Origin of the sequence: Solibaculum mannosilyticum (genome assembly GCF_015140235.1) — a bacterium.
GTDB lineage: Bacteria > Bacillota > Clostridia > Oscillospirales > Acutalibacteraceae > Solibaculum > Solibaculum mannosilyticum.
The window spans coordinates 477915-503356 of record NZ_AP023321.1 but is presented as its reverse complement, the minus strand read 5'-3'; the positions used below and the strand labels follow the sequence as shown (position 1 = coordinate 503356).

The window sequence follows — 25442 nt, the reverse complement described above, 5'->3', positions numbered from 1 at the left end:
AGTTCGGATTTTCTCACACTGAGTTCCTTCAACGAAAAAAGATCCCCTCTGCAAACCAGGGACAAAACAAAACGCACCCCACAAAGTGAGGTGCGCGACTTGGACGCGGCAAGTTGCCGCTGGTCGGGATGACAGGATTCGAACCTGCGGCATCCTGCTCCCAAAGCAGGCGCTCTACCAAGCTGAGCCACATCCCGATTTTCCCTTTGTTTTTACAGTGTCGTGTACTTTATATTATACTACAGACAGGTCAAAAATGTCAATCAGTTTTATAACTGTGTCCCCTTATAATACCGTAAGTCCCAGAAACCGGGCCAGGTCTGCAGCCTGGAACATATCCACTATGGCCCCCTTTAATTCCGGACCAGCCAATCGGATCCCCTGAATATCGCAGCTGCGTAAGTCTATTCCCTCTAAACTCGTCCCCAGCAATTCGCTCTCGGTTAAAGAACAATCGGTTAGTCTTACTTTCTTCAAACGACAACTGCAAAACCCTGTCTGTTTTAAATTGCTCTCTGCAAACAATACCTCCTGAAAAGCCCCATCGTTTAAATTTGCGTACTGGAGATTACACTGGATAAATTCTACATGATGGGCTGTAAGTTCCGCCAGATTCCCTCCTACCATCTTGCAGTTCTGGAACCGGACCCGGAGCAGATCCACCTCTCTCCAATCCACGTTGGATAGATCGCAGTTTTCAAATACCACATCAAAAAAACGTCCCTGCCGCACTCTGCTGCCCGCCAAACGGCATCCTGTAAAACAGCAACCGTCCCATTCCAGGAAAGAGGGCCCCTCCTCACACCAGGTTTCCCCTTCAAAAATCCTTGCTTTCGGGCTTTCCCCTTGCGCTGTAAATTCATCTACCGCCTCATCCATCGTCATAGGCTGCAACTGTTTTGGAATTTTAGGCAAATCCATTTTTTCTCCTACTCCCTTGACAATCAGTAAAGAATCGCTTGGTACCAAGGCGTGTTGCGCACCACTAAAAACACCACTGCAAACACCGCCAGCAGTATAATCTGATACCTTTTTATACGGATATGCAATGGGTGATAATGCGGCCGCAATGCATTGATGGTAAAAATCATATAGAGGATCACGGCCGTCAACGCCGCAAGAAAAAACAGGGGATTATAATAGAAACTTTCTCCCCAATCCCCCCGCAGAAAACACTGAATGGATCGGGTTCCCCCGCATCCCATACAGCGGAATCCTGTGACCACCCGGAAAAGGCATGGAGGCAAGATGCCGGTTATGGAAATTACTCGCGTGTGAAACAGGAGTAAAATCAGCACTGCCGAAAGAGCCAATACCACACTTACGGTCCAATTCCCCCGTCGCGTCGTCCAAAGACGGTTCCATAACCCACTGGAGGAGGAAGTTGTTCTCTGGTCTCTTCCCACTGATTTCCACCCCCTTCGAATTATCCCTAGCGGCAACTATTATAGCACAATCCTGTCGTTTGAACATCCTGAAAATATTGCTGATCTATTTTCCTCATAAAAAATCCCCTGTCCAAAAAGGCAGGGGATTCTTCCTTTTCATAACGCCGCAAACTAGAAACGGTACGTATAATAATAGTACCAGCCCTCATCAAAAATATCCGGATTGGCTGCAACCACTGCAATCATTGTCACAAAGCAGAGGAATCCCACAATCGAGAGGATCAAGCCCGCAATGGCCATACCGCTTCGGTTGCCTTTGGCCATTGCGATGACGGCGCAGATAATACCGGGAAGCCCTAAGAAACCGCCAAAGCACAGGCAGAAAACTAGGCTGACAATACCAAGGACCAAAGAGGCGATGGCGAGTCCATTGGCCGGAGGAACAACTTTCTGAACAGGGGGAACTCCAGGCTGATAGTTGTACGGCTGATAAGGATCAACCACTGGAGGGACCGGTGGTTTCTGGTACGGGTCGGTATCCGGCTGGCTCTGCTGGAATGGATTGCTGCCGTATGGAGTCGACTGGCCCTGGTTGGAAGGATCCGGCTGCTGGTCAGGCTGATATGGATTATATGGATTCTGATCCATGGCAATTCCTCCTCAAAACTTTCTTCAGACATAGTATACCAATTTACGATTAAAAAAGCAAGCGTTTTTATACTGATTTAACGGTCTCCTAATATTCCCTTCCAGCCGCCTGGATCCGACAGTCTTCACCAATCGTCCCCCCCTTTCATAGAATAGTATCGGATGTGATAACATCCCAGAAAGGAGTCTTATCAACATGGCAGATGCTTGCAATACCTGCAAACCCTACGGCACTTGCCCTCCGATGGTCGACGACAGGACACCCTTTCCCGCTCATACGCCCGTCGCTATGGCCTATGTCCCTTACCAGAACATGACCGAAGTTTATGAGCCGGAACACGCCCTGCAAGTCGGTACGATTTTCCCGGAGCTGGATAAACCGTTTCTCGCCGGAAAGGGGTGCCGCTGCTAATGGATGACCGTATGATGCTCATGCGCAAGCGGGCCGCAGCCTGCTTTTCCATGTGGGAGACCCACCTCTATCTTAACACGCATCCCAACGACACGCAGGCCCTCCAAATGCTCCGGCAGTACGAGGCCACTTGTGACAAGCTGACTCAGGAATACGAATCCAAATACGGCCCTATCTCAGCCAGCAGCGCCGATATGGGCTGCCGCTGGTCCTGGCTGACCGATCCGTGGCCCTGGGATTACGATAAGGGGGATTGTTAAGTCTATGTGGAGTTACCTCAAACAATTACAACATCCGATCAAAGTGTCTACGCCCAACGCCGCCCTGGCTAAAATCATCATCAGCCAATACGGCGGTCCCGACGGCGAACTGAGCGCTTCACTGCGTTATTTAAGCCAGCGCTATTCCATGCCCTATCCCGAACTCAAAGGGCTACTGACCGATATCGGTATATCGGTCCCGGAAATGTTCCGGTATGGAAGACAAACCATGAAATCAAGGCCAGCAGGAGAATTTTAGGGCTTTTTTGCCGAAAAGAGAAAGAAAATGCCGAATTAGGTAGGAGAAATTTTGCTTTTTATTGAAAAATAACACCAGTTAGAGTACAATAGGAGAAGTATACGTTTTGTCAAATCCAGGAATGAACCTATGGGGTCAGGATTGATGAAGCAGGATCAGAATGAAGGATTGGAGTGTCACAGGATCTATCCCCTGCCTCAACGGAAGTCTGGATGGGGAAAACGGTCCAAAGGCGGAACATGTTAAAACAATATTTTGAAAATCTTTATACAGGTAGCCAACCGGAATTTTTCAAACGGGCGTCGCTTGCCATGGATCAGGAAGAAAAACTCTTTGTGGTAACAGCCAATCCCGAAACGATGATGATCGGTGTACAGGATCAAGATCTGGACGCTGTGCTTTGTAAACCCAGTACAGTCATCGTACCGGATGGAATCGGTGTGGTCAAAGGCGCCCAATCCCTTGGAATTGAGACCCAAGGTCGAGTGACGGGTGTGGAATTGGCTGCTCACCTCATCCGGCACGCCGGGGAAACCAATCGGAGTATTTATCTATACGGCGCTAAGGAAGAGGTTCTACAAGCCTTGGTATCACGCATTCAGCGGGAACATCCCGGTGCAGTGATCGCCGGCTGCCGCAACGGATACGGCCAGGACGATGACGAGGTATTTGAGGAAATCCTCCGGCTGAAACCAGACGTGATATTGGTGGCCTTGGGGATCCCCCGCCAGGAATTGCTCATCGACCGATGGCTGCCGCGTTTTTCCAAGGGGATTTTTGTGGGAGTCGGCGGATCGTTTGATGTGCTCAGCGGAAGCAAAAAAAGGGCCCCGCAATTTTTTGTACGCTGTAATTTGGAATGGTTGTATCGGATCATGAAGGAACCAAAACGCTTTGGGCGCTTTTACCGCAGCAATCTTCGCTTTTTTCGCGAGGTGAAACAACTGAAGAGGCTAGGGAGATAGCATGAAGATTAAAGTTATGACGATTTTTGGGACACGTCCAGAAACCATCAAAATGGGACCACTTGTCAAAGAATTACAATCCCGGGAACAAATCGAAGCCACTGTTTGTGTGACGGCACAGCATAGGCAGATGTTGGACCAAGTGCTGGAGGCCTTCCACATTGTTCCCGACTACGATTTAAATATTATGAAACAAGGTCAGACATTAGCCGATATCACCACACGGGTACTGTGCGGAGTCCAAGAGGTCATCCAGGCCGTCAAACCGGACATTGTGTTGGTACACGGCGACACAACTACTACATTTGCAAGTGCATTAGCGGCTTTTTATCAGCAGGTGGCCATCGGCCATGTGGAGGCTGGACTGCGTACTTATAACAAATACTCCCCTTATCCGGAGGAAATGAACCGGCAGATGGTGGGCAATTTGGCAGATATGCATTTTGCCCCTACCCAAGAGAGCCGGGAAAACCTGCTTCGGGAGGGCAAACGGGAATCGGATATTTTCGTCACAGGCAATACGGCAATCGACGCATTAAAAACCACTGTCTGCTCCGGACATCAAAGTGAGCTGCTGGATTGGGCAAAAGGAAGCCGTTTGATCGTTCTCACAGCTCACCGCCGGGAGAATCTGGGAGAACCTATGGTGCGGATGTTTCATGCTATCCGTCGGATCTTGGAAAAATATCCAGACATCAAAGTGGTTTATCCTGTGCATCTCAATCCTGTCATTGTCAAAACAGCGGAGGACGTGTTCGGCGGCAATGACCGTGTGCGTCTGACCAAACCGATGGATGTCATTGCATTCCACAATTTGCTCAATGCATCCCATCTGATCTTAACCGATAGCGGCGGTATCCAGGAGGAAGCGCCTTCCTTGGGTAAACCGGTTATCGTATTGAGGGATACTACCGAACGTCCCGAAGGCATTGCTGCTGGAACCTTGCGGCTGGCCGGTACAGAAGAGGAAACGATCTTTTCCATCATCGACGAATTGTTGAGCAATCCGGAGGAATATCATCGGATGAGCCATGCTTGCAATCCTTATGGCGACGGATTTGCCAGCCGGCGTATTGTGGACGCTATTTTGGATCGTTTTTCTGCGCATATATGATGGGCAATAGGTTGAGAAGAAAGGATGTGCTTTTTCTATGCAGGCAATTATCTTAGCGGCAGGTATGGGAAAACGTCTGAAGGAATTGACCAACGACGTGACCAAATGCATGGTCAAAGTCAACGGAGTTCCTCTGATCCAGCGGATGCTATCCATTTTGGATCGAAAGAATTTAGAGAAAATTATTATTGTGGTGGGATACAAAAGCGAAGTCCTGATGGACTATATTAATTCCCTCTCTGTTCAAACTCCCATCGAGTATGTCACCAATCCCATCTACAACAAGACGAATAATATTTATTCGCTTTATCTGGCACGGCATTATCTTCTTCAGGATGACACCCTTCTTCTAGAATCGGATCTCATTTTTGAAGAACGGGCTTTGGACCGTCTGCTTTGCAATCCTTATCCCAATCTGGTACTGGCCGCCAAGTTCGAGAGCTGGATGGACGGTACGGTATTGGAATTGGATGAAGACGACAATATTACAAGATTCCTCTCTAAAAAGGAATTCCGTTTTTCCAAATGCAGCTGTTACTATAAAACAGTCAATATCTATAAATTTTCCAAGGCCTTCTCCTCTACTCACTATGTCCCCTTCCTGGAGGCCTACAGCAAGGCCCTTGGATACAATGAGTACTATGAGCAGGTGCTCAAAGTGATTTCCCTGCTGGACAAGCCAGATCTAAAAGTGGAAAAATTGGGAAATGAGTCCTGGTATGAAATCGACGATATCCAGGATCTCAAAATTGCAGAAACCATCTTTGCCGAACCTCACGAGAAACTGGAAAAATTCCAGCAATGTTATGGAGGATATTGGCGGTATCCTAAAGTGATGGACTTTTGTTATCTAGTCAACCCGTTTTTCCCCAATAAAAAGTTAATCCGCGAACTTCGCACCAATTTTGAGACACTGCTTTGCAATTATCCCTCTGGCATGGGTGTCAACAGCCTGCTGGCTGCTAAGTATTTCTCCCTCCACAGTCAGAATATTGTGGTAGGAAACGGCGCAGCAGAACTCATCAAGGCTTTGATGGAAAACATCGTTCGCGATAAGATCGGGCTTGTGTTCCCCACATTTGAGGAATATCCCAATCGTCTAAGGCCGGAAGATATCGTGGCGTTTTATCCGCAAAATCCTGATTTTTCCTATACGGCAGACGATCTAATGGAATTTTTTGATGACAAGCAGATGTCTATGCTGGCGCTTATCAATCCGGACAATCCATCCGGCAACTATATTCCAAAAAACGATGTATTACGTCTTATCCAGTGGTCCCACGACAAGGGGATCCGTCTGATTGTAGATGAATCGTTTGTGGACTTTGCAGAGACTTCAGAATCATCCACCTTGCTGGAACAGTCACTTTTGGAACAATATCCGTATTTGATTGTTGTAAAAAGCATCTCCAAATCTTACGGAGTACCTGGACTGCGCTTGGGCGTTCTGGCCAGTGGCGACAGTACCCTCATCGATCGCATCAAGAAGGATGTATCTATCTGGAACATCAATTCTTTTGCTGAATATTACATGCAGATTTTTGAAAAGTACCGCTCTTATTATAAAAATGGCATGGAGCGCTTTTACAAAGTACGGCGCCAGTTTGTAGAACAGTTAAAGAATCTTCCAGGACTTCGCGTCATCCCCTCACAGGCCAATTATGTGATGTGTGAAGTGATCCATCCATGCGGATCCGCTCTGCTAACGGAGCAGCTTCTGACCAAGTATAATATCCTCATTAAAGACCTATCTTCCAAAAAAGGATTTAGCGGTCGTCCTTACGTTCGTATCGCCGTAAAGCGGCCGGAGGAAAACGAAGCCATTGTGACTGCTCTCAAAGAGATTCTACAATAAAATAAAAAACTGCCCTGGTCTGAGCATTCCGCTCAAATCAGGGCAGTTTTTTATTCAGGAGAATTTTTATCTATTACACACGTTTTTTTACATTTAGAAGTGCTTTGGAGACACGATACAAGCCGTGATAATTAAGGAACATGACAATTCGCTGATTTTTATTAAACTTGTGATAACCCTCACAGCGGGAAAGACTTGGGACATTTCTCTTTACATACCGGAGCATCTCTTGGATGACCTCTTCTCTCTCCGGATGTTTTTGGGCGGCGACTCGATTGATAGTCGTCCAAAGCAAATGCTTCAATACCAAATAGTCAAACACTGTCTTCCATTTTTTCGGTGTGGGAAGCGTCTGGATATCAGCCCGGATATCCTCCAAAACGGTAACCATATCCAAGTTTTTAGGCGCATTGTCGTTGTGCATCGTAGAACCTGGGCGGCAATGGCAGTGATAAAAGCCTTCATGGATACTTTGGATATTGGTAGCTCGCATGAGCATCTTTGTCGTAAAGTCAAAGTCCTCATACCAGAGTCCTCCGAGAAAACGGATGGCTCCGATGAGTTCCCGACGGAAGAGTTTGTTACACGCAGAGGGCGTCACTTCAAAGGGGGACTGAAAGACAGACGCATCGTAATAGGTCGTTCCTCCATCTTCAAAATGATCCAGCATATCGCACACAACAATATCTGCATTTTTCTCCCTTGCAACACTGTACATCTTTTCATACATCGTGACGTCTACCCAGTCATCACTGTCCACGAAGCCGATGTACTCTCCTTTGGCAATCTCTAATGCCATATTACGTGCGCTACCTTGTCCACCGTTTTCCTTCACCAGAGAAACTACTTTCTCAGGATAACGGCGGCTGTATTCATCAATAATATCCTGAGAACGATCAGGAGATCCATCATTGACCACAAGAATCTCAAAATCATCTATGGTCTGGCTCACCAGGGAATCCAGACATTTTGGCAGATACTTTTCCACATTATAAACCGGTACAATGATACTGACTTTCATTTAATGTTCCTCCGGCAGTTCAGGGATATCGGCATCTACAGAATCCGGCGAAGAGTCTTTTTTCCGTTTTTTACTTAAGGGTGCCCTCACCGTCTGATAATAAATCAGTGCTAAAATCAAGGAGAGATAAATCGAGACATTCGGCCTGCGTAGAATGGCCCCCGAATACTGCGCCAGGCCCAATTGAAGCCCAAGTGTAATGAGAAGGGCAAAATTATAGAGGTTTAGGCTACCCTTCCAGTCTTTTATAAGCCTCTTGATAATTAAGAAAGCAAAGTAGGCGATGAATAAAATATACAGAGCCAATCCGATATAGCCGTAATAATAGTAGATGGCTGGCCAGTCGTTTTCCAAGTCGTAACTCTCGCCTGTATCGATCTGGGTGTATTCAAAACCGACCAATTTCGTGAGAAAATCACTTTCCTCCCAGAGCAGATGCGCATAGATCAGCTTCTTCATTCTCATGTCTGAGAGTTCATAAGCGGCCGGTGTGACACCATATTCCTCCAGCACCTTCTCTATTCCAAACCGTTCTACTAAGCCTTTATCCAATTTGTCCTTGTAGATTTCTATCACTTGCTGCTTGAGCACAGGATCGGCCATAATCTCTTCTGGTGTAAGAGGTTCAGGCTCCTGTGTGCCAGAAGAATCACTCGGTTTCTTGTTGGGATGGATCTTCTCCAGATCCTTATCCACTTCCTCTTGGGTAGTGGTCACGGAACTTTCGTAGGAATCATCCACCTGCGCCCGAGGGGTGTAGGGATAGACCACCTTAGTCAGGATCAATAGTACTGTAAACAAGCATAAGGCAATCACCGGCAGCTTTTTACCGTCTTTGCGTTTGATCAGATATTCCAACAACAAGAATACTGCAAATCCACCAAAAATCAAGAAAGACGAGTAGTAACACGCCTTTGTACCGTTTAAGATCAGCGTCGCAAACACCACAATGGGGACGGCGATTGTCAGCAGCTTGCGACGGCTTTTGACGGCGTAGTAAAGCACGATAGGGGCCAGAGAGATAATAATGATGCTTTGGGAATTGGCATTGCTGATCCATCCAGTCCAGCCTACATTGTAATGAACATAGGTATAGACGCCAGTACCCGTCAGATGTGCAATGGCAGTCGTGACTACAATGATGGTCCCACTGGCTAAGAAGCCGTAATTGACGATATCCCGTGTCTTCTCATCCCGGATATAGTGGATAAAGCAGATGGCCAAAACCGGCATCTGGATCACTCTCAGCAAGTAGGCCACATCCTGGAAGAGGCTGATATATCCAACGCGGAATCCATTTAAAATATGCAGGACTGAGAAAAGGGCGATAACACCCATAGCAATGAGAAACTTCTTCTTATGTTTGCTGGTGATGAGAATATGGACGGGCAGCACAACCATAACGGCAAGGCGCAGGACACCTGCTGCTGTGCCAATAGAGTTTTGTTGCCAAAAGGCCAGAATATCCAACAATGGTTGGGCGGCAATCAAAAAGAACAGCCAATATTTTCGAAAAAATTGCAGGGCATTCTTGAGCATGTTGCTGGTACCTCTCATTCCTCTAAAATTCTATCCCAAAGCGTTCCTACCTTTTCTTTTGAAAAATCTTTCGCTCGGTTATAGGCATTTTCAGACATCTGATAACGAAGCGGATCATCCTCCATCAGTTTGAGGCATTGATCTACAAACTGTGCCTCATCGTCGTCCGGCACTAGAAAGCCGCTGACTTGGTCTTCAATCACGCCACGAGGGCCGACCCTCACATCATAGGCCACAGCAGGCAGGCCGCAGCTAAATGCTTCAATGAGTACAAAAGGCAATCCTTCGCTATGGGAAGTCATTGCATAAAGGGAAGCTTCCTTCATCATCTGCTCGATTTCAGAAGCATTTTTTCGTCCTGTCAGCACCACATGATCCTCCAGGGACAAGGAACGGATGCGGTTTTCCAGGACTTCACGTTCTTCCCCCTCCCCCACAATGTGAAGCTGCCAATCAGGCGCTCTGTCACGAATGTGCCCGAACGCTTCAATCAAGCGGTCAAATCCCTTGACAGGGTCTAGACGTCCCACTGCCAGAACGATCTTTTTTCTCTGGGATGCATCAACCTGTTCTGGTATCCTCTCCAAAAAATTAGGAATGCACACAATACGGGTATGGCGGTTATCCTTCATGATATCACGCACTTCGTCAGCCAACTGAGGCGTCAAAAGGGCAAACACATCGATGTTCTGGTATCCATCGGCAAACCCTTTGACATAGGTTGGATCAAAACGGTGATCATGATGGAGTTGTGCAATTTTAAATACACCGGGCCGTCCATATTTGGAAAGCGCCAGACTATCCTCATGCCGCGTAGTGATGACAATGCCGTCGGAAATGCTTTGGACCGCCCGGCGGACGCATCTCTTTTTCCCCAGCAAAATGCGGGCTGCCTTTACACTTTCCCGCACAATAGAGAACGGATTCTTGGAGCGAATGCTCTCTTTCCATTGCTGGCGATTGGGCGTATCTTTGAGCAGATAAGTAATTTTCACCCGCGGATCTAAAGGGAAAGCTGGACTATCCGGCATATCGTATACGCAGAGGATCTCCACCGGATGCCCTTGTTCCACAAATAAGTTGGCCATATTGACGATGGCCTTCTCCACACCTCCAAAGGCAAGATGCAGAGCTAAAATCCATATCTTCTCTTTCAAGCCGATGGTCACACCCCTTTAACCTGCGTCTGGTCTTTTAAAATCCACATCCTTATAAAGGTCATAGGGCTGATCGCTGTAAAAAATCCCATGGAGGGAATGAGCGATCTCCTCCTCGCTGGGCGGGGTCATATAGTCCCCGTACAGATCGGTCAGAATCCTCTTAAAATGATGGGGAACGTAAAATTCATAGGAAGCAAAGGGATGCAGTTCCAACGGGAACAAATCCTCTTCATTCATTTTTTCATGGGTGACCAGCTCCAGACCGGCCATCATGTCCCGGTTGACTGCCCGGTCATTATCCACTACCTTCTGAACCTGTTTCATCTCCCAACGGTAGATGGCCTTAGCCGGGATCAATTTACACACAAGCTGCATGGCGATGCGTACATAGCGCTTGATGCCCGACAACTCATGCAGAGAAATGCGCATTTTAAGGGAACTCATCAGCGCACACTTTTTCTTCAAAGCCAAAAATGCCGCTTGATCGTCCCCCATATAGTCAAAGGGGAATATATCGATAAAAGAGCCCTGGTAGTATTTCTTTCCAGGCTCCTCGATAAGTGTGGCGCGTTTGCTGCGCACCTTCAGCGGAATATGTAACAAATTATAATACCGATCGCTTTCAGGTGTCTGGATGAAATAATCCTTGTTAAAATACTGGGGCGCTAGGGAAAGAAATTTTAAATAATCGCGGCGGGGCATCATGACGTCCACATCATCGTCCCAGGGGATGCATCCCTTATGGCGGATGGCTCCCAACAAAGTCCCGTAGGCCAAACAGTATCGTATTTCATGTTCCTCACAGAAATCATGGAGGACCTTTAGGTCGTCGGTTAGAATCTTTTGAATTTCGCCGATGGAAATGCCTTTTGGCATGGAGCTTTTCATGACTTAGCCATTCTCCTTCTCATTTTCACATAGCATTTGGTAAGAAATACGCTGGTTTTTATCCACCGTTCCACAATAGAATTGTCTTGCCGGAAGTGGGGATTCTTTTTCCACAAGGGGAACTTCTCGTTTAAGTAAGCAAAAGAACGGTCGATGAACGGCATCGCCAGTTTGGCTTCCTTTTGATAGGCCTGCTGCAAATTATAAACCGTCAGCCGGTTGGCACTAAAGAATTCTAAGTAATCCTGTAAAGCCTCCCGATCCGGATGCCTCATGACCACCTCATAGATCTGATCCAGGATGGCAAAGATATCAAAAACGTGCTTGTCCACTTGCATCGTCTCGCCCGATTGGCGGATACGATAAAACAGCAGTGTTTCATTTACCTTTACAATCTTCTTCGCCATAACCATGGCCGGCAGGACAAACGCAGCGTCTTCATACTTAAGCCCCTCCGGGAACCAGAGCTTGTTTTTCACAAGAAAAGACCGCCGGTATATTTTATTCCATGGGCTGGAGTTGACTTCAAACAAAAGCTGCGGATTCTCTTTTAGGCATGTCCGCGGGAAATCCGGGATCGATACCACCCGGCCCAGCTTTTCATCGGACGTCTCTTGGTAATCGCACACCGCCATATCGGCATCCCATTGGGATACCGCTGAAAACAGAGCCTCTAAATAATGATCTGCCACCCAATCGTCGCTGTCCAAAAAGCAGATGTATTCCCCTACTGCCTCCCGGATCCCCCGGTTACGGGTATAGCTGATGCCGTGGTTTTCCTGCTCAATGACCCGGATCTTCTCCGGGAACTGGGTCTCATATTCCGCTAAAATCCGGCCGCTATCATCCTTGGAACCGTCGTTGATCAGGATGACTTCAAAACTCTCAAAGGTCTGGCACAGAATGCTGTCGATACATTGCTTCAAATAAGAAGCGGTCTGATAAACCGGGACAATGACGCTGATAGAAGGCATAACCGTTTCTCCTTGTTTTATCACAATCCGATGCGGGATTATTTCTTCTTTCTCAGGAAGGGGACGCGTGAAACCAATTCTGTAAGGAAAGGATCTTTGGTGGTCAGAAGATACCCACCGTACACACCACAGCAGACCACCATAATGATGGCAATATTGGCCCACATACCGAGATTTAAGGCCCGGATGCCCAGCGAAATGGGAATAAAAAGTGCGCTGACTACAAAATATCCACAAATGCGTTTGGAAAAAAGGTTGTAGCGGATCCCTAATTTTTTCTGGGTATAAAAATAACAGGTGATCACAAACAAAATGACCATGATAGCAGTGGATCCCATAGCAGTAGCTGGGGTAAACCAATGAAGCCATACCAGCACAAAATTAGTGATCAGGTTGAGCACGCCAAATGCCGCCAGCATCGCCACCAACTGGCGTTCCAATCCGTTTACATACATCACAAGATTGCTGACAATGGACTGGAAGGAAAAAGCGATACGGGCTAAAGCGGCCACCACCAGCACCGGATAGGCATAAGTGTATACCCCCCTGGAGTAAAGATCCATTACCTCCGGGGCCAGCACCGCTAGGCCAAGGCACATGGGAAGCATCATGGCCATATAATTCTGGATGGTTTTGTTAAGCACACGGATATAATCGGTGCGGTTGTTGTCCGCAATGTAGGCCGATACCCGCGGGATGGCTACATTGACAAGCGCCAACGGCACCGCCGCTATCATACCCACGATCGTAAGAGGAATGTAGTACTCGGTAACTGCGATATCATTGACATAAGGGGAAAGCATGATCTTATCCAACTGTGTGTAGAGAATCTCCACATTGGTCAGCAGCAGGCTGACGATCAGCGGCGCAATATGCCGCACAATCTCGATATTTTTAAAGTTAAAACGGATGTTCCGCTTGAGATACACATAGCTGATGAGGTTGTTGAGAAGTACCGTGGCCGAGACCACAATGGCATAAGGCAGGATATCGTCGGCCTTGCGCACAAAAATAAAAATTGAAGCTAGGTAGAGCAATCGGACAATCATGGTCTTGACCATGATAAATCCATAGTTTTCCTTGGCTTCATTGACAAACTCGATATAAAACACATTGGCCACGATCTGGATAATCATGACTAGATAAAGGCCTACCTCATACTCAGCCTGGGAACGCACCAGCGCATAAATAACGTATACACCGGTCGTAAGCCCGTTGGTAATGATGCCGATGAGGAACAAACTGGAAAACAGCCGGTTGAGCTCAATGGGATCATTGCGCACACGGCTGATTTCACGGACACCATAATTGTAGATTCCAAAGGATGCGATGACTAAGAATACATTGAATTCCGAAAAAACACGGTTATAAGCGCCGTATAGTTCCGGCTCCAGCAGGCCGGTGACGTAAGGCCCCACCAGCAACGGAATGACCAGATTAAAAACATTTAAAGTCGCTTTGTAAAATCCGTTTTTAGCCAATGATTTTTGTTGCATAACTTGCCTTTCCAAATAAAGTAAGATATAATGACACAAAGTGTGTCCCGTCAAAGCCACGATGAATTTGTACTTATTGGCTAGTTGTGCTCGTCAAATTCAATCAAAATTCCCGTTTTTAACAAAGTCTATAACATTTTTATTATATCATTTTTCCCCACAGATGTAAAGTTTGAAACCATGCTGAAAGGCTTCGGCCATCTTTTGAGGAGTGAGGATATCGCTATGTTTCAGATTATTGTTCCGACTGGTTATATGGGTTCCGGTTCTTCAGCCATCACCGATTTGATCTCTGAAATCGAAGGGTATGACGCGCCCAACGGTACATTCGAATACGTCTTTTTACACTGTCCAAACGGCGTCTTTGATCTGGCGGACAAGCTCCTCATCGGCAACAACGCCCTGCGCAGTGATGAAGCACTCCATTCTTTTTATCACACGATGTGTGAACTGCATTCTAAAAAGTACTGGTGGGTAGCCAACTATCGTACCCGTGTCAGTCCCAATTTCCTTAGGATCACAGAGGAGTATATAGAACAGCTTATCCAGTTTAAGCCTAATTTCTACTGGTACCAGCAGGAGAATACCAATACACGGATGTTTTGGCAGCTTTGTGTCAAAAAAGCCGTATCGCTGCTGACCTTCCATAAGGTACAGCTTCCAAAGCCGCTGCTTTATCCGGAAGTCTGGCTTTCCATCCCCAGCCAGGAGGAATTTTATCGCTTGACCAAGGAGTATATCCGCAAAATCATGGTGGAGATCGGGGTGGAAAAACGCAACTTGGTTCTGGATCAATTGTTGCTGCCCTTTAATCTCTTCCGGGTGGACGACTATTTTGACGATAACCTTCATGTGTTCAGCGTCACCCGTGACCCTAGGGACGTCTTTATCATCAACAAGTATGTGTGGCCGGCAAAAAATGAAGTGGTGCCCTTCCCCACCGATGCGGAACAGTTCGCTCAGTTTTACCGTCGCATGAGGCAGAGCGAGCAGCAGAGCGATAGTTCTAAGATCCATCGCTTTGCCTTTGAGGATCTCATCTATCGTTACGATGAATCACTTCAGAGGGTATATGACGCTCTACAGGTTTCTTCCCAGGCTCATACTGCCAAACGTCAGTGCTTTGATCCGGATCGGTCTATCAACAACACTCAGCTTTTCCTGGTCAAGGACCAGTACCGCAAAGAGGCTCAGATCATCGCAGATCTCTTGCCGGAATATTTATATCAATTCCCTTATGAGCGGGTCCCAGAGATCGGAAGAACTTTCTAGGATATTCCACTGCTTCTTATCCTTTCCGGAACAGCTTTGGATTATTTACGAGGAATCAGGTTCCAAAGGCCTGATTCCTTTGTTTTTTCATAAGGCTTTCTCTCATGTCCCCCTCCGTTCTATGGCGCACGGCTCCCTTCATATATTGAAGCGAAAGGGGGTTCTCCCATGACAAGAAATCACGATTTCCGCTGTATAAGCGATCCCATCCCTAAATTGGATGAAAAACAACATGCAGCTTTTTTGAACCATGTGGAAAAGGCCCTGCTCTATGTACTGGAGAAAAAAACGTTGCTGACTCATTCCCAGTGGGAACGCTGTATGGAAGAGCTTGAGAATCCACCGTCAGCCAAGCGATAACCGATTGGTTTTTTGTTTGATCCAGAGCAAAAGGGGGATTGACTACGGATTTCTTGGAATATCTGCATCCAGAGAAGGAATCGGCCAATGCGAAGAAACGGGTGGCTGTCTATTGCCGCGTCTCCACCGACAAGGAGGACCAGGCCAATTCGTTTGAGAGTCAGAAACGGTACTTTGGCCTCTATGTCCAACGGCACCCAAATTGGGAACTAGTCCAGATCTTTGCTGATGAAGGCATCTCCGGCACCAATACCAAAAAACGCAGGGCTTTTCATCAAATGATAGAGCGCGCAAAACAGGGTGACTTTGATCTCATCGTCACAAAGGAGATTTCCCGATTTGCCAGAAACACGTTGGACAGCATCTATTATACCCGTGAACTAAAAAAATACGGCGTCGGCGTGTTCTTTATGAACGACAATATTAATACGCTGGACACTGATTCGGAACTTCGGTTGACTATCTTATCATCCATTGCCCAGGAGGAGAGCCGTAAGACATCGGAACGGGTCAAGTGGGGACAAAGACGTCAAATGGAACAGGGGGTTGTATTCGGCCGGAGCCTGCTCGGTTATGACGTACACGGTGGTAAATTGTACGTCAATGAGGAGGGCGCAAAGATTGTACGTCTCATCTTTCATAAATTTGTGGAGGAGGGAAAAGGTACACACGTCATTGCCCGGGAGCTCCAGGAGGCCGGAATCCATCCTATGCGCGTTAAAAAATGGCAAAGCAGTGTGATTTTGCGCATTCTCCGCAATGAAAAATACTGCGGTGATTTAATCCAGAAAAAAACCTTTACACCTGACTATCTCTCACACGAGAAAAAGTACAACCGTGGGCAAGAGTCTTTGATCGTATTAAGGGATCATCACGAACCTATTGTCCCCCGTGACTTATTTGATCGTGCAAACCGTCTGTTAGACATCCGCTCCTCTTCTCAAAAGGGGCAGACAAAACACAGCTGTCGTTATGGCCTATCCGGAAAAATCAAATGCGGGTATTGTGGATCTAGTTATGTGGCGCGGTATAAAACCAGAAAAGATGGAAGTCAATACAAGGCATGGCGTTGTCTGGAGGCATGCCGGCATGGAAACCCGCACACCGATCCAGAGGGAAACTGCATCGGTTGTCCGGGCCTCGGCATACGCAACGACGACATCATGCATATTTTATGTCTTACCTGGCAAAACCTTTGCTTCGACCGCCAAAAAATCACGGATCATCTGATTCGTATCGTCCAGCATGTGCTGGAAACCGATGCGGCTGAATCGCCCATTGCGCCATGGAAACAGCAGATCCATCTTTTCGAACAAAAACGTATACGTCTAATCGATCTTTACTTATCCGGCCGAATCGATCAGGATGAGTTTTTATCGGTAAGGACAAAATATGAACAAGAGTTTTCCTCCCTCTGTTCCAATATAAAGGCCGCTTCTAAAAAGGAATCCGGCACAAATCAATATGAACTTATCCGGCAGATTCAAGACACCCTTGCAGAAACGATAAACGGTACGCAATCTCAAGAAGATTTCTATCGATATATTCTGGAAAAAATCGTGGTCAACGATAAACATCATGTGAACGTTCAATTTCGCTTTCTCCCTTTTTCCTGGAGTTATTGTTCCATATGATTTTCTAATAAAAGACGTCCTCCCTATTTGGAACATTTTCATGCTTCTGTAGGTACAGAAGAGCTGGCCCATCTGGAGATGGTGGCTACCTTGGTCCATCAGCTGACCCGTGATCTCTCGATGGAAGAGATTAAAAAAGCCGGCTTCTCCGACTACTTTGTGGATCATACCACTGGAGTCTATCCGGTAGCCGCTTCCGGCGCGCCTTTTACCGCCTCTTACCTCCAAGTCAAAGGCGACCCCATCACAGACCTCCACGAAGACCTCGCTGCCGAACAAAAAGCACGGAGTACTTACGATAACATCCTCCGTTTTACCGATGATCCCGATGTCCGTGATCCCATTAAGTTCCTGCGGGAACGTGAAATCGTCCATTATCAGAGGTTTGGCGAAGGGCTTCGCCTCGTACAAGAAAAATTGGATTATCGCAACTTCTATGCCTTTAATCCCTCCTTCGATAAACCTACTGGTCCTAATTGCAAATAGCCTTCCTTTATCCTCTCAGCCTTCCTATCAACCTCCTGTACAAAGAAAAAACACGCTGGATTATCATCAATCCGGCGTGTTTTTTCTTTTATTCCCCCTATTTTTTACCTCTTCCATTGTTTTATTGACGAAACTTGGCTTTTTTTCCTGTGCAATGTTACTATTCTCTCCTAAAATAGAAAATATGTTCTTGCTTTGTTTTCCCCTGTGTGATATAATACCACTAGAACTAATGTTCTTTTTTCGGGAGGAGGTGTCATTTTGAAGAAGGTTTTCCATCCATCGTGCTATTCCGACAGTTATCCGAATCTCTACGTCCTCTGCTCTTTTTTGATGAAACAAAGACGAATCCACTTGTGTGACAAAATCGTTCCTCTACTCGTCCACATCCTCCAAGACGATACGAAGTACCCGTAGGATCTTCTCCAATTGTCCCTGTGTCAGATCTTCCCCTTCCTTTAGTACTCCTGCTTTGATCAATTTCTGCGCCAATTTTATGGTGTTCTGATCCAAAATGTCCTGCACCTGTTTTTCCTCTGTGAGTACTGGACCTCTTTTTAAGGCCTCTTTGCCAAAAATCAAGTAGTCACAGCTCACTTCTAAAACATAGGAAAGTTTCTGAAGCATCTGGATGTTGGGTTCTCTCTTGTTTTTTTCCCAGAAGTTGAGTCGAGTGGGTGAGATATGCATTCGTCTGGCCAAGTCAATTTGTTTGTATCCCTTCGCCTCTCTGGCCGCTCTAATGTTTTCCCCTATCATATCGCCTCACATCCTTTGGTTTCATTGTATCGGACTCGATTTTACAAGTCAATTATAACATTGTCAGATTGCTAATATTTAACCCTTATTCCCTTGCAGTCTACAGAGATAAGGAGGTTATTGTACTTATAAAATTATCATTTTGCTAATTTTTTTCTTTGAAGGAGGCATTGCAAAATGAATGTATCATCCTCATCTTGCTATCCTTGTCCGTCAGAAAATCATCCGGTTTCCTTCCGTACCCTATGCCCTGGATGCTATTGGGCCTTCCACACCGGAGGAAAAACATTTACCTGCCTTTACTTGGGATGTCCCCGTCAAATCCGAGTGATGAGCCGTCCTGCACGTCCATGACGCTGCTATCAGGAAAGGAGTGAAGCAATCGTGCAAGAACATAACATTTTTCGCGCCTACCGCATGAAATCCGGATTTACACAATGTCAGCTGGCCGACTTATTGGATGTAGATCAAACCACCATCTCCAAATGGGAAAATGGCGTGGCATATCCTCATGTAGCGGTTCTGTTGCAGTTCTCCCGCCTTGTCCGGGCCGATCCGCGGCAGCTCTTTGATGGTATTGTCAAAATGGAACGTCAGAAATCCCGCCGTTCCGCCATGTGACAGAAGGAGTGATCCTTTGACTGCACTCTCCCGCCAACAGTTCCGTATCGTGGAGGCCAAATTACACGCCTGCTTTTCCCAGCCGAATTTCCCATTGAATGTATCCCATCCCTCTGGCCCATGTGACTTGGAACAGATGATCTGGCGTAAGGTATCCCTCTGTGTGTACCAACGTTTCCAAAACACCAGTGGACAAGCTCTTTTTTCCGTATGGTTTGGTCAACCCCGTCAAACGGTGGAAGACGCTTGTGAAAAAATCCCGCTTGGCAAAAGCATGTTCCTCCAGTGGAGAGAACGCATTGTGCTTGCAGCCGCTTTGTACGCTTCTCAATTGGGCGTCTTTCAGCCGCTGTCCCCTATTGTATCAAACCCTTCCTGTCCCCACAAAAACCTCCCTCTGAAAGGAGACTGATTATGAAACGCACCTATCCTCTCTCTCTGGATTTGTATCAATCCACTCAGGTCGCCCCACTATCCCTCAAGCAAAACGATTCCACCGTATTGTCCTTGACCCTCCTGGAACGTGGGAAGCCCTTTGATTTACAGGGATGCCGGCCAATCCTCTATGTCAAGAAATCCGATCTCACGTTGGTCATCCAGACAGATGGGATCTCCATCACCGACGCCGCTTCAGGGGTTCTCGAAATTGAACTGGATGATCAATGTACGGCCTGTGCCGGATGCGCCCGTTTTGAACTTTTTCTGGTGAAAGAGCAGGAGAGCATCTCGTCTTATGTCTTTGACATCCTTTTTTTACCCAATTTAGAGGGACAAGAACCTTCCGAATCGGCAGTTGATTTTTTGCCTCAATTGAACCAGGCCGTTTTAGAAGGAAGAGAACTCCGGGATGATTTGACCGATCTCATCGGCCAAGGACAAACCACACAAGGGCAATTGCAGACCGCAGCTGAAAATGCTCAGAAAGCTGCTGACCGTGCCAATCAAGCCGCTGAATCGGCTGAATCCCTCGGTGATGAGGCCATCCAAATCGCCAACCAGGCGAAAACTCTGGCACAGCAGGCCAAAACCACAGCTGACAGCAGTGCAGAAGACTCCAGTACCGCTCTCTCCACGGCACAAGATGCCCAAGATACCGCCAATTCCATCGCCTCTGAAGCCAGCAGTGCTCAGCAGACAGCCCAGTCCGCCTTGAATATTGTGGAGAGCCTACAGTCAAATCTGGCCAACCATCTGGCCCTCCAGTCTGAACTGGGCTCCGCCGATTTGGACTCCATTACCACCATGGGTATTTTCCCTCAGGGATACTCATCCAATGCCACAGCTGAACGTCATTACCCTGATACCAGCGCTGGTTTCCTACAGGTCCTGAGCAATGGAAGCAAGGTCTATCAGATCTATTATACGCAAAATACCTCTAAAATCTTTTGGCGGCATCTCTATTTGGCGGCATGGGAACCGTGGAGTCAAATTTATCCATCCATCACCCACCAAGCGGCTAAGAAAACATCGGTTTGCACACAAGGCCATTCTTTGACGGGTATGCTGTCCTGTACCATCTCCCAATATCCCGATGGGTATATGTCCATCGACGGCATCTGTACTTGGAACAACATGAACTTCAATCAGCTGCATACCGACGGCCGGCGCATCCCCTTACAGAATTCTATCAGTATCGTGTTTCCCAAGACCTTTACTGAGATCCCTTCTGTTACCGTCCAACAAATGGGATCCGATTCCTATGTCTCCCCTTTGTGGATCCCTATCAGCGTGGAAAAAGACAGGGTATCCGGATATCCCAGCATCTGGGATGGCGGAAAAGACATCGTCGCTCCTGAAGTTCTCTTTCATGTATCCGCTTTTGGAAAATATCAAGCTTAATCAAAAGGAGGTCTTTTTCATATGAAAATGCAAAGCGACGTATATCCTCAGCCTTTTATAATCAGCCCCCGCGGTCACGATTCTTGTTACCTCCTTTTCACCGATCAGGTCACTCCCTTTGAAATGGATGGTCAGACCTTTTATCAGTATGAAGCCTATGTCTTAACCGAACCGTGCCGAGATACCCTGGAACAAGAGATTACCGATCAATACGATCTGTGGCTCCAAAAGGCTAAAGATGCCGACCGCCAGCAGCAAGCCCTCCAAGTCCGGCAGCGGCGCAACCGTTTGCTTAGCCAATGCGATTGGACACAGATGCCTGACGTCGATTCCAATATCGCTCAGGGTTTTCGAGACTACCGGCAAGCATTGCGCGATATCCCCCAGCAGGAACAATTTCCTTATGATGTCCAATGGCCCTCTTCTCCCAGCATCAATGAATAAAAAGAAATTCCCCAGCAGTATTTTGAAATACTGCTGGGGAATCTTTTAAGCTTTGATTATCACAAATTATTTTGTGATAACGATGCTATCCTGAACATTTACCGGTGCCCATTCGCCATTTGCATCCGCAGCCAGGAAGTTGAGGATACGCATGCCAGCGGAACCAAAGGACATCTCAACAGTCCATACGCGCTCAGTCTCAGTATCCTCGTAAGTAGCGTTGGTGATGGTAACCCACTTGTCACGCTCATTCTTTACGCCAATCTTTTCAGTAGCCAGATTGGTACGGACCTTAACCTGAACGGTCTCGTTCACTGCAATGCTGTCAGCCTGGAAGTCTGCCTCGTAAATCTTAGCAGCCTCAACAACGGCCTTGGTGATAGTAACATTCAGCTTAGCGTCTGTTACAGTCCATTTGCCACCCTGGTTGACCTTCAGGCCAAGCTCACGATCGCCAGCGGTACCAACGGAAATCTGGACTTCCCAGATCTTCTGAGTGTAATCGCTGTTGAAGTAGCTCTTAACCTTCAGCAAACCGATAGCTTTGTTGTTCTCATTGAGAATACCAATGCCGTTGACATCTTTCGGAGTCGTGATGGTCAAGTTCATGATCTCATTGACTTCATAGGTGTCTTTGTCGGAAACGATGGTATAATCCGGAACATCTTCTTTGAACTGGAAGGACTGGGTGGTGGGTCCGCCGGACCAACCAACGATCATCAGGTATTTGCCGGCAACGGCTTCTTCCCTGGTCTGGAAGGTGATCTGGCCAGCGCCAGTTTCATCCAGAGTGATCTGATCCAAATAGCTGATCATACTCGGATTTGCAGCCCATTGGTTGACATCAGTGCCCTCGAAATCGGGGGTCATGCAAATGACAGAAACTTCTTCATTGGCAGCGTCGGGGATCATGATATCCACTACAGCCGAAGAGGTGTCTGCGTCAGGTGTTACATTGATGGCAGGTTCTGCTGCCATGGATGAAATCACAGGTAATGTAAACAGGATGCACAGGGTTAGCAAAACGGCCAGACCCTGTCGGATGCGCTTACTCATCTTCTTCACTCCTTTATTTTGCAGCAAATGCAAATTTGCACGCCGTATCAAACGGCAGCCACAGAGCATCGTAATGCTCTAAAGGAAAGGGTCGTCCAACAATATACGGTTTTTTCCGCATTGCCGTTTAGCACTCTCAGAAACTTTGCTTCATAAAGATTCTTTCATGCATCCGGTGCAGCCATATCTTATGTTGAACATCGACCTCCTCCCGCTTGATATGCGAGTTCAAACCAACTTAGGCAGTCTTACTGTTAGCCCAATAACAGCAAAACGCGATTCATTTTTGCCCGCAATAAAAGGAACCAACTCTTGTAATGTATTATAGCATAAAGAATCCAATTTGTGTAGTCGTTTTTTTAGGGGAAAAATATAAAAAAATTATGGGCATTTCGACGAACGAAATGCCCATAATTGTAAATCGTCTCAAAAAGCGTCGATTAGTTTTCCGCCTTCTGGACTTTAACATCTTCCTGCTTCTTGAGCTTATGACGGCGCCATGTCACCCACAACGGTCCTGCGATGCACAGGGATGTGTAACAACCGCACACAATACCCACCATCATGGGAAGGGCGAAACTGATGATCGAAGTGACGCCTGTAATGATCGCCACTACAGCCACCGTCCCAATGGCCACAAAGGTCGTAGCACTGGTGAAGATGGAACGAGTAAACGATTGGTTGATACTCCGGTTGACCACTTCGCCGATCTCGGCCTTCGGGCCCATCAGACGGCGGTTCTCACGAATACGGTCGTAGATAACGATGGTACTGTTGATGGAGTAACCCAAAATGGTCAGGATAACTGCGATAAAGTTATCATCCACCGGAATGCGGGTTACTACAAACACAAAGTAAACAATGGTGATATCATGCAGCAGGGCGATAATGGCCATGATACCGGCCGAGATACCGCCGATCTTACGGAAACGGATGCCAATGTACAGGATCAGGAAAATAGCTGCTAAGCCGACTGCTACCATACATTTGGCAAAGAACTCACTGCCCATCGTCGGGTCGACCGAGTTTGCTTCCAGGAATTCAATCTGGTTATCTGCATATTTCTCGCTCATGGCTTCTGAAAGCTTATCCTGATTCTCAGGGGTCAATTCCTTGTCGCCGGGCAGGTCAATCGACATTTTGTTGGAATTGGTGGCACGGTCATCGGTGATGGACACAGTGACCTGCTGGCCAATGGTATCCTCCACTAATTTTGCAGCCTCATCCTTGTCGATATCACCCTGGAAGGTGTAGGAGACCATGGTACCGCCCTTAAATTGGATATCCATCTGGGTTCCGAAGATGATGTTAAAAATCAGGCCAAGAACAATCAAGGTCAAGGACAAAATGAAAAAGTACTTTTTCTTGCCGACATAATCGATGTTCATTTTCTTTTTCATTTCGCATCACCTCCATACAGCCAGGGCTTTCTAAAGATCTTAAACCTGGCAATTGACTTGAGCATCAGGCGGGATGCGCCGAGGCCAAAGATAAAGTTCAAGATAACGCCGCACAGTAAAGTGTAACCGAAGGAGTACACAGCGCCGGTTGCGGCCGGACCGAAGAACGAAAGAATGGGACTCAGAATTTTTGCAAAGAGACTCTCCGGAGGGCCAAATACGCCCATCAGGATAACTGCCACAATGACGTTTGTTAAGTTGCCGTCAAAGATGGCTGCAAAGCTGTTCTTATTACCGGCGTCGATGGCGCCGTCGATGGTTTTGCCGGCTCGGATCTCTTCCTTAATACGTTCATTGGTGATGACGTTACAGTCGACGCCCATACCAATGGATAGGATGATACCGGCAATACCCGGCAAGGTTAACGTAAAGCTTGGGAAGAAGGAGAAATAACCCGATACAGCGGCGATGGCGCCAGCGGCCTGACCAATCAAAGCGATGGACGCTACTGCACCCGGCAGACGGTAGTAGAGTACCATGAATACCACGATGAGGGCCAAAGCGATTGCACCGGCGATTGCCATGGAATCTCTGGCTTTCATGCCCAAAGTGGGATTAACAGTGCCATAGGAATCGGTTTCCAACTTGAAGGGCAAAGCGCCGGCTTTGATTTTGCTGGCCAGTTCTTTGGCGCTGTCGGCGTCAAAGTTACCCTGAATCTGGCACTTGTTGTCGTTAATCTGGGAGTTTACAGTGGGGGCCGAGATCAGCTGGTTGTCCATCCAAATGGAAATGCTCTTGCCAACCAGACGGCCGGTGGCTTCTGAAAACTTCTCTTTGCCTTCGTCGTCAAACTCCAAGGATACGACATACTGAGCAGTACCACTGGAATTGTCGATAGCTGCCTCGGCATTGACGACATGCTGGCCGTCCAAGATGAGCTCCCCTGTAGGTTCGCCGTTCTCATTGGTATCGGTTCCCTCGCGGAAGCTTAAGTAAGCCGTCTCGCCCAATTCCTGAATTGCCTTAGAAGCATCAAAATCGGTTTCATCCGACTTCCACGGGAATCGCAGGATGATACGGTCTTTGTTGTAGTCGACATACAGCTCGTAGTCGGTGATGTTCTGGTTTACCAGACGGGTTTCAATGATGGATTTTGCTGCATCCATGTCCTTGTCCTCGGCGTCATAGCCTTCCTCTGGACGGAAGGTGACGTCTACGCCGCCTCGGATATCGATACCCCAACGGATATCCCCGGCTCCCTTAATGACCACATTGTCCGTGTCGCCATAGCTATAGTGGATGCCGCAGAACGACGTCACAGCTAAAGCGACAATCAGGATGGCCACAATGAAAAATACCGGTTTTCCAACTCGCTTCATTGCCAATCCTCCATATTCTACTGATCTGTGTTCTCGTAACCAGACAGGAACAGCTATACCGCCAAAGAAACGAAACACTAATGTCACTATTATATGCATAAAGCTGGAATAAGTCAACAGACTTGGCCCGAAATAATATATTTTTTTTGGAATTTTGCTGAAAAACAAGCCCTTTCTGTCGACTTTTCCCTGTTTTTACGTCGGTTTGAC

General features: G+C 47.2%; 28 protein-coding genes, 1 tRNA gene and 1 pseudogene. 15 read left to right on the top strand and 15 right to left on the bottom strand.

What is annotated here, in order from left to right; translation table 11 throughout:
* Positions 1–120: 120 nt before the first annotated feature.
* The 4 genes from C12CBH8_RS02325 to C12CBH8_RS11825 form a co-directional block, all read right to left on the bottom strand.
* A tRNA-Pro gene (locus C12CBH8_RS02325) sits at positions 121–197 on the bottom strand.
* A gap of 88 nt (positions 198–285) precedes the next feature.
* A complete protein-coding gene (locus tag C12CBH8_RS02320; RefSeq protein ID WP_099323204.1) occupies positions 286–921 on the bottom strand; it encodes a pentapeptide repeat-containing protein in 636 nt (211 codons plus the stop codon).
* Between the two features lie 23 nt (positions 922–944).
* A complete protein-coding gene (locus tag C12CBH8_RS02315; protein ID WP_141682392.1) occupies positions 945–1406 on the bottom strand; it encodes a DUF2752 domain-containing protein in 462 nt (153 codons plus the stop codon).
* A gap of 153 nt (positions 1407–1559) precedes the next feature.
* The gene (locus C12CBH8_RS11825) at positions 1560–2036 is read right to left on the bottom strand and encodes a DUF4190 domain-containing protein (protein WP_090265775.1); all 477 of its coding nucleotides are present in this window, start codon (positions 2034–2036) and stop codon (positions 1560–1562) included.
* 196 nt (positions 2037–2232) lie between these two features.
* On the opposite strand from C12CBH8_RS11825, the gene C12CBH8_RS02305 reads away from it, so the two are divergent.
* The 6 genes and pseudogenes from C12CBH8_RS02305 to C12CBH8_RS02280 all read left to right on the top strand — a co-directional run bounded on the left by C12CBH8_RS02305 (position 2233) and on the right by C12CBH8_RS02280 (position 6901).
* A complete protein-coding gene (locus C12CBH8_RS02305) occupies positions 2233–2448 on the top strand; it encodes a spore coat associated protein CotJA (RefSeq protein ID WP_090265774.1) in 216 nt (71 codons plus the stop codon).
* Positions 2448–2708, top strand: a complete 261-nt coding sequence (locus C12CBH8_RS02300; RefSeq protein ID WP_090265772.1) for a spore coat protein CotJB — start codon at positions 2448–2450, stop codon at positions 2706–2708. The genes C12CBH8_RS02305 and C12CBH8_RS02300 overlap by 1 nt, the downstream gene beginning before the upstream one ends.
* A 4-nt stretch (positions 2709–2712) precedes the next feature.
* Positions 2713–2898, top strand: a pseudogene (locus tag C12CBH8_RS02295) (manganese catalase family protein); the annotation flags it as partial.
* 308 nt (positions 2899–3206) lie between these two features.
* Positions 3207–3932 (top strand): WecB/TagA/CpsF family glycosyltransferase, encoded by a 726-nt coding sequence (locus tag C12CBH8_RS02290; RefSeq protein WP_215533447.1) that lies wholly within the window; start codon positions 3207–3209, stop codon positions 3930–3932.
* Between the two features lies 1 nt (position 3933).
* Positions 3934–5046 carry a non-hydrolyzing UDP-N-acetylglucosamine 2-epimerase gene (gene wecB, locus C12CBH8_RS02285; RefSeq protein ID WP_099323201.1) on the top strand — a complete coding sequence of 371 codons (1113 nt, stop codon included), beginning with the start codon at positions 3934–3936 and terminating at the stop codon, positions 5044–5046.
* Between the two features lie 37 nt (positions 5047–5083).
* On the top strand, positions 5084–6901 hold the full coding sequence (locus tag C12CBH8_RS02280; RefSeq protein ID WP_099323200.1) for an aminotransferase class I/II-fold pyridoxal phosphate-dependent enzyme: 1818 nt from the start codon (positions 5084–5086) through the stop codon (positions 6899–6901).
* A gap of 73 nt (positions 6902–6974) precedes the next feature.
* Here the strand turns inward: C12CBH8_RS02280 and C12CBH8_RS02275 are convergent, their stop codons facing one another.
* The 6 genes from C12CBH8_RS02275 to C12CBH8_RS02250 are packed head-to-tail and all read right to left on the bottom strand — an operon-like array spanning position 6975 to position 13979.
* Positions 6975–7922 (bottom strand): glycosyltransferase family 2 protein, encoded by a 948-nt coding sequence (locus C12CBH8_RS02275; RefSeq protein ID WP_215533446.1) that lies wholly within the window; start codon positions 7920–7922, stop codon positions 6975–6977.
* On the bottom strand, positions 7923–9461 hold the full coding sequence (locus tag C12CBH8_RS02270; RefSeq protein WP_215533445.1) for an O-antigen ligase family protein: 1539 nt from the start codon (positions 9459–9461) through the stop codon (positions 7923–7925).
* A gap of 14 nt (positions 9462–9475) precedes the next feature.
* Positions 9476–10618 carry a glycosyltransferase family 4 protein gene (locus C12CBH8_RS02265; RefSeq protein WP_215533444.1) on the bottom strand — a complete coding sequence of 381 codons (1143 nt, stop codon included), beginning with the start codon at positions 10616–10618 and terminating at the stop codon, positions 9476–9478.
* A gap of 18 nt (positions 10619–10636) precedes the next feature.
* The gene (locus C12CBH8_RS02260; RefSeq protein ID WP_215533443.1) at positions 10637–11509 is read right to left on the bottom strand and encodes a LicD family protein; all 873 of its coding nucleotides are present in this window, start codon (positions 11507–11509) and stop codon (positions 10637–10639) included.
* Complete coding sequence (locus tag C12CBH8_RS02255) at positions 11506–12483, bottom strand: glycosyltransferase family 2 protein (protein WP_215533442.1); 978 nt, start codon at positions 12481–12483, stop codon at positions 11506–11508. Before C12CBH8_RS02255 ends, C12CBH8_RS02260 begins: the two co-directional genes overlap by 4 nt.
* Positions 12484–12521: 38 nt before the next feature.
* Entirely contained in the window at positions 12522–13979 is a 1458-nt protein-coding gene (locus C12CBH8_RS02250; RefSeq protein WP_215533441.1) for an oligosaccharide flippase family protein, read from the bottom strand.
* 225 nt (positions 13980–14204) lie between these two features.
* On the opposite strand from C12CBH8_RS02250, the gene C12CBH8_RS02245 reads away from it, so the two are divergent.
* The 4 genes from C12CBH8_RS02245 (at position 14205) to C12CBH8_RS02230 (ending at position 17731) form a co-directional block, all read left to right on the top strand.
* Positions 14205–15251: a hypothetical protein gene (locus tag C12CBH8_RS02245; RefSeq protein ID WP_215533440.1), complete on the top strand. Its 1047-nt coding sequence runs from the start codon at positions 14205–14207 to the stop codon at positions 15249–15251.
* A 168-nt stretch (positions 15252–15419) separates the two neighbouring features.
* The gene (locus C12CBH8_RS02240; RefSeq protein ID WP_099323193.1) at positions 15420–15611 is read left to right on the top strand and encodes a hypothetical protein; all 192 of its coding nucleotides are present in this window, start codon (positions 15420–15422) and stop codon (positions 15609–15611) included.
* Positions 15612–15649: 38 nt separating this feature from the next.
* Positions 15650–17245, top strand: a complete 1596-nt coding sequence (locus tag C12CBH8_RS02235) for a recombinase family protein (RefSeq protein WP_215533439.1) — start codon at positions 15650–15652, stop codon at positions 17243–17245.
* A gap of 27 nt (positions 17246–17272) precedes the next feature.
* Entirely contained in the window at positions 17273–17731 is a 459-nt protein-coding gene (locus C12CBH8_RS02230; RefSeq protein ID WP_246441654.1) for a manganese catalase family protein, read from the top strand.
* 66 nt (positions 17732–17797) lie between these two features.
* Here C12CBH8_RS02230 and C12CBH8_RS02225 read toward each other — a convergent pair whose 3' ends face one another.
* Positions 17798–18073, bottom strand: coding sequence for a hypothetical protein (locus C12CBH8_RS02225; protein ID WP_215533438.1), 276 nt, complete (start codon positions 18071–18073; stop codon positions 17798–17800).
* Between the two features lie 33 nt (positions 18074–18106).
* On the bottom strand, positions 18107–18490 hold the full coding sequence (locus C12CBH8_RS02220; RefSeq protein WP_090265755.1) for a helix-turn-helix domain-containing protein: 384 nt from the start codon (positions 18488–18490) through the stop codon (positions 18107–18109).
* A gap of 181 nt (positions 18491–18671) precedes the next feature.
* Here C12CBH8_RS02220 and C12CBH8_RS02215 point away from each other — a divergent pair, with 181 nt between their 5' ends.
* Genes C12CBH8_RS02215 through C12CBH8_RS02195 form a run of 5 tightly spaced genes read left to right on the top strand, consistent with a single transcriptional unit; the run spans position 18672 to position 21394 of the window.
* Complete coding sequence (locus tag C12CBH8_RS02215; RefSeq protein WP_215533437.1) at positions 18672–18821, top strand: hypothetical protein; 150 nt, start codon at positions 18672–18674, stop codon at positions 18819–18821.
* Between the two features lie 53 nt (positions 18822–18874).
* Positions 18875–19111 carry a helix-turn-helix domain-containing protein gene (locus tag C12CBH8_RS02210; RefSeq protein ID WP_200818887.1) on the top strand — a complete coding sequence of 79 codons (237 nt, stop codon included), beginning with the start codon at positions 18875–18877 and terminating at the stop codon, positions 19109–19111.
* Positions 19112–19127: 16 nt separating this feature from the next.
* On the top strand, positions 19128–19523 hold the full coding sequence (locus C12CBH8_RS02205; protein WP_090265753.1) for a hypothetical protein: 396 nt from the start codon (positions 19128–19130) through the stop codon (positions 19521–19523).
* A gap of 2 nt (positions 19524–19525) precedes the next feature.
* On the top strand, positions 19526–20950 hold the full coding sequence (locus C12CBH8_RS02200; RefSeq protein WP_090265752.1) for a BppU family phage baseplate upper protein: 1425 nt from the start codon (positions 19526–19528) through the stop codon (positions 20948–20950).
* 21 nt (positions 20951–20971) lie between these two features.
* Positions 20972–21394 carry a tail fiber assembly protein gene (locus C12CBH8_RS02195; protein WP_090265751.1) on the top strand — a complete coding sequence of 141 codons (423 nt, stop codon included), beginning with the start codon at positions 20972–20974 and terminating at the stop codon, positions 21392–21394.
* A gap of 66 nt (positions 21395–21460) precedes the next feature.
* Here the strand turns inward: C12CBH8_RS02195 and C12CBH8_RS02190 are convergent, their stop codons facing one another.
* The 3 genes from C12CBH8_RS02190 to secD form a co-directional block, all read right to left on the bottom strand.
* Positions 21461–22450, bottom strand: coding sequence for a hypothetical protein (locus C12CBH8_RS02190; RefSeq protein WP_090265748.1), 990 nt, complete (start codon positions 22448–22450; stop codon positions 21461–21463).
* Between the two features lie 440 nt (positions 22451–22890).
* Positions 22891–23850 carry a protein translocase subunit SecF gene (gene secF / locus C12CBH8_RS02185; RefSeq protein ID WP_090265747.1) on the bottom strand — a complete coding sequence of 320 codons (960 nt, stop codon included), beginning with the start codon at positions 23848–23850 and terminating at the stop codon, positions 22891–22893.
* Positions 23847–25232 carry a protein translocase subunit SecD gene (gene secD / locus C12CBH8_RS02180; protein WP_090265745.1) on the bottom strand — a complete coding sequence of 462 codons (1386 nt, stop codon included), beginning with the start codon at positions 25230–25232 and terminating at the stop codon, positions 23847–23849. The genes secF and secD overlap by 4 nt, the downstream gene beginning before the upstream one ends.
* Between the last annotated feature and the right edge of the window lie 210 nt (positions 25233–25442).

Bases quoted from the DNA above. Each gene is read 5' to 3' on its own strand.
- C12CBH8_RS02245 (WP_215533440.1), top strand. From the start codon at position 14,205: ATGTTTCAGATTATTGTTCCGACTGGTTATATGGGTTCCGGTTCTTCA.
- C12CBH8_RS02220 (WP_090265755.1), bottom strand. From the start codon at position 18,490: ATGATAGGGGAAAACATTAGAGCGGCCAGAGAGGCGAAGGGATACAAA.
- C12CBH8_RS02215 (WP_215533437.1), top strand. From the start codon at position 18,672: ATGTATCATCCTCATCTTGCTATCCTTGTCCGTCAGAAAATCATCCGG.
- C12CBH8_RS02260 (WP_215533443.1), bottom strand. From the start codon at position 11,509: ATGAAAAGCTCCATGCCAAAAGGCATTTCCATCGGCGAAATTCAAAAG.
- secD (WP_090265745.1), bottom strand. From the start codon at position 25,232: ATGAAGCGAGTTGGAAAACCGGTATTTTTCATTGTGGCCATCCTGATT.
- C12CBH8_RS02290 (WP_215533447.1), top strand. From the start codon at position 3,207: ATGTTAAAACAATATTTTGAAAATCTTTATACAGGTAGCCAACCGGAA.
- C12CBH8_RS02305 (WP_090265774.1), top strand. From the start codon at position 2,233: ATGGCAGATGCTTGCAATACCTGCAAACCCTACGGCACTTGCCCTCCG.
- C12CBH8_RS02255 (WP_215533442.1), bottom strand. From the start codon at position 12,483: ATGCCTTCTATCAGCGTCATTGTCCCGGTTTATCAGACCGCTTCTTAT.
- C12CBH8_RS02300 (WP_090265772.1), top strand. From the start codon at position 2,448: ATGGATGACCGTATGATGCTCATGCGCAAGCGGGCCGCAGCCTGCTTT.
- C12CBH8_RS02320 (WP_099323204.1), bottom strand. From the start codon at position 921: ATGGATTTGCCTAAAATTCCAAAACAGTTGCAGCCTATGACGATGGAT.
- C12CBH8_RS02280 (WP_099323200.1), top strand. From the start codon at position 5,084: ATGCAGGCAATTATCTTAGCGGCAGGTATGGGAAAACGTCTGAAGGAA.
- secF (WP_090265747.1), bottom strand. From the start codon at position 23,850: ATGAAAAAGAAAATGAACATCGATTATGTCGGCAAGAAAAAGTACTTT.
- C12CBH8_RS02250 (WP_215533441.1), bottom strand. From the start codon at position 13,979: ATGCAACAAAAATCATTGGCTAAAAACGGATTTTACAAAGCGACTTTA.
- C12CBH8_RS02240 (WP_099323193.1), top strand. From the start codon at position 15,420: ATGACAAGAAATCACGATTTCCGCTGTATAAGCGATCCCATCCCTAAA.
- C12CBH8_RS02200 (WP_090265752.1), top strand. From the start codon at position 19,526: ATGAAACGCACCTATCCTCTCTCTCTGGATTTGTATCAATCCACTCAG.
- C12CBH8_RS11825 (WP_090265775.1), bottom strand. From the start codon at position 2,036: ATGGATCAGAATCCATATAATCCATATCAGCCTGACCAGCAGCCGGAT.
- C12CBH8_RS02195 (WP_090265751.1), top strand. From the start codon at position 20,972: ATGAAAATGCAAAGCGACGTATATCCTCAGCCTTTTATAATCAGCCCC.
- wecB (WP_099323201.1), top strand. From the start codon at position 3,934: ATGAAGATTAAAGTTATGACGATTTTTGGGACACGTCCAGAAACCATC.
- C12CBH8_RS02275 (WP_215533446.1), bottom strand. From the start codon at position 7,922: ATGAAAGTCAGTATCATTGTACCGGTTTATAATGTGGAAAAGTATCTG.
- C12CBH8_RS02190 (WP_090265748.1), bottom strand. From the start codon at position 22,450: ATGAGTAAGCGCATCCGACAGGGTCTGGCCGTTTTGCTAACCCTGTGC.
- C12CBH8_RS02270 (WP_215533445.1), bottom strand. From the start codon at position 9,461: ATGCTCAAGAATGCCCTGCAATTTTTTCGAAAATATTGGCTGTTCTTT.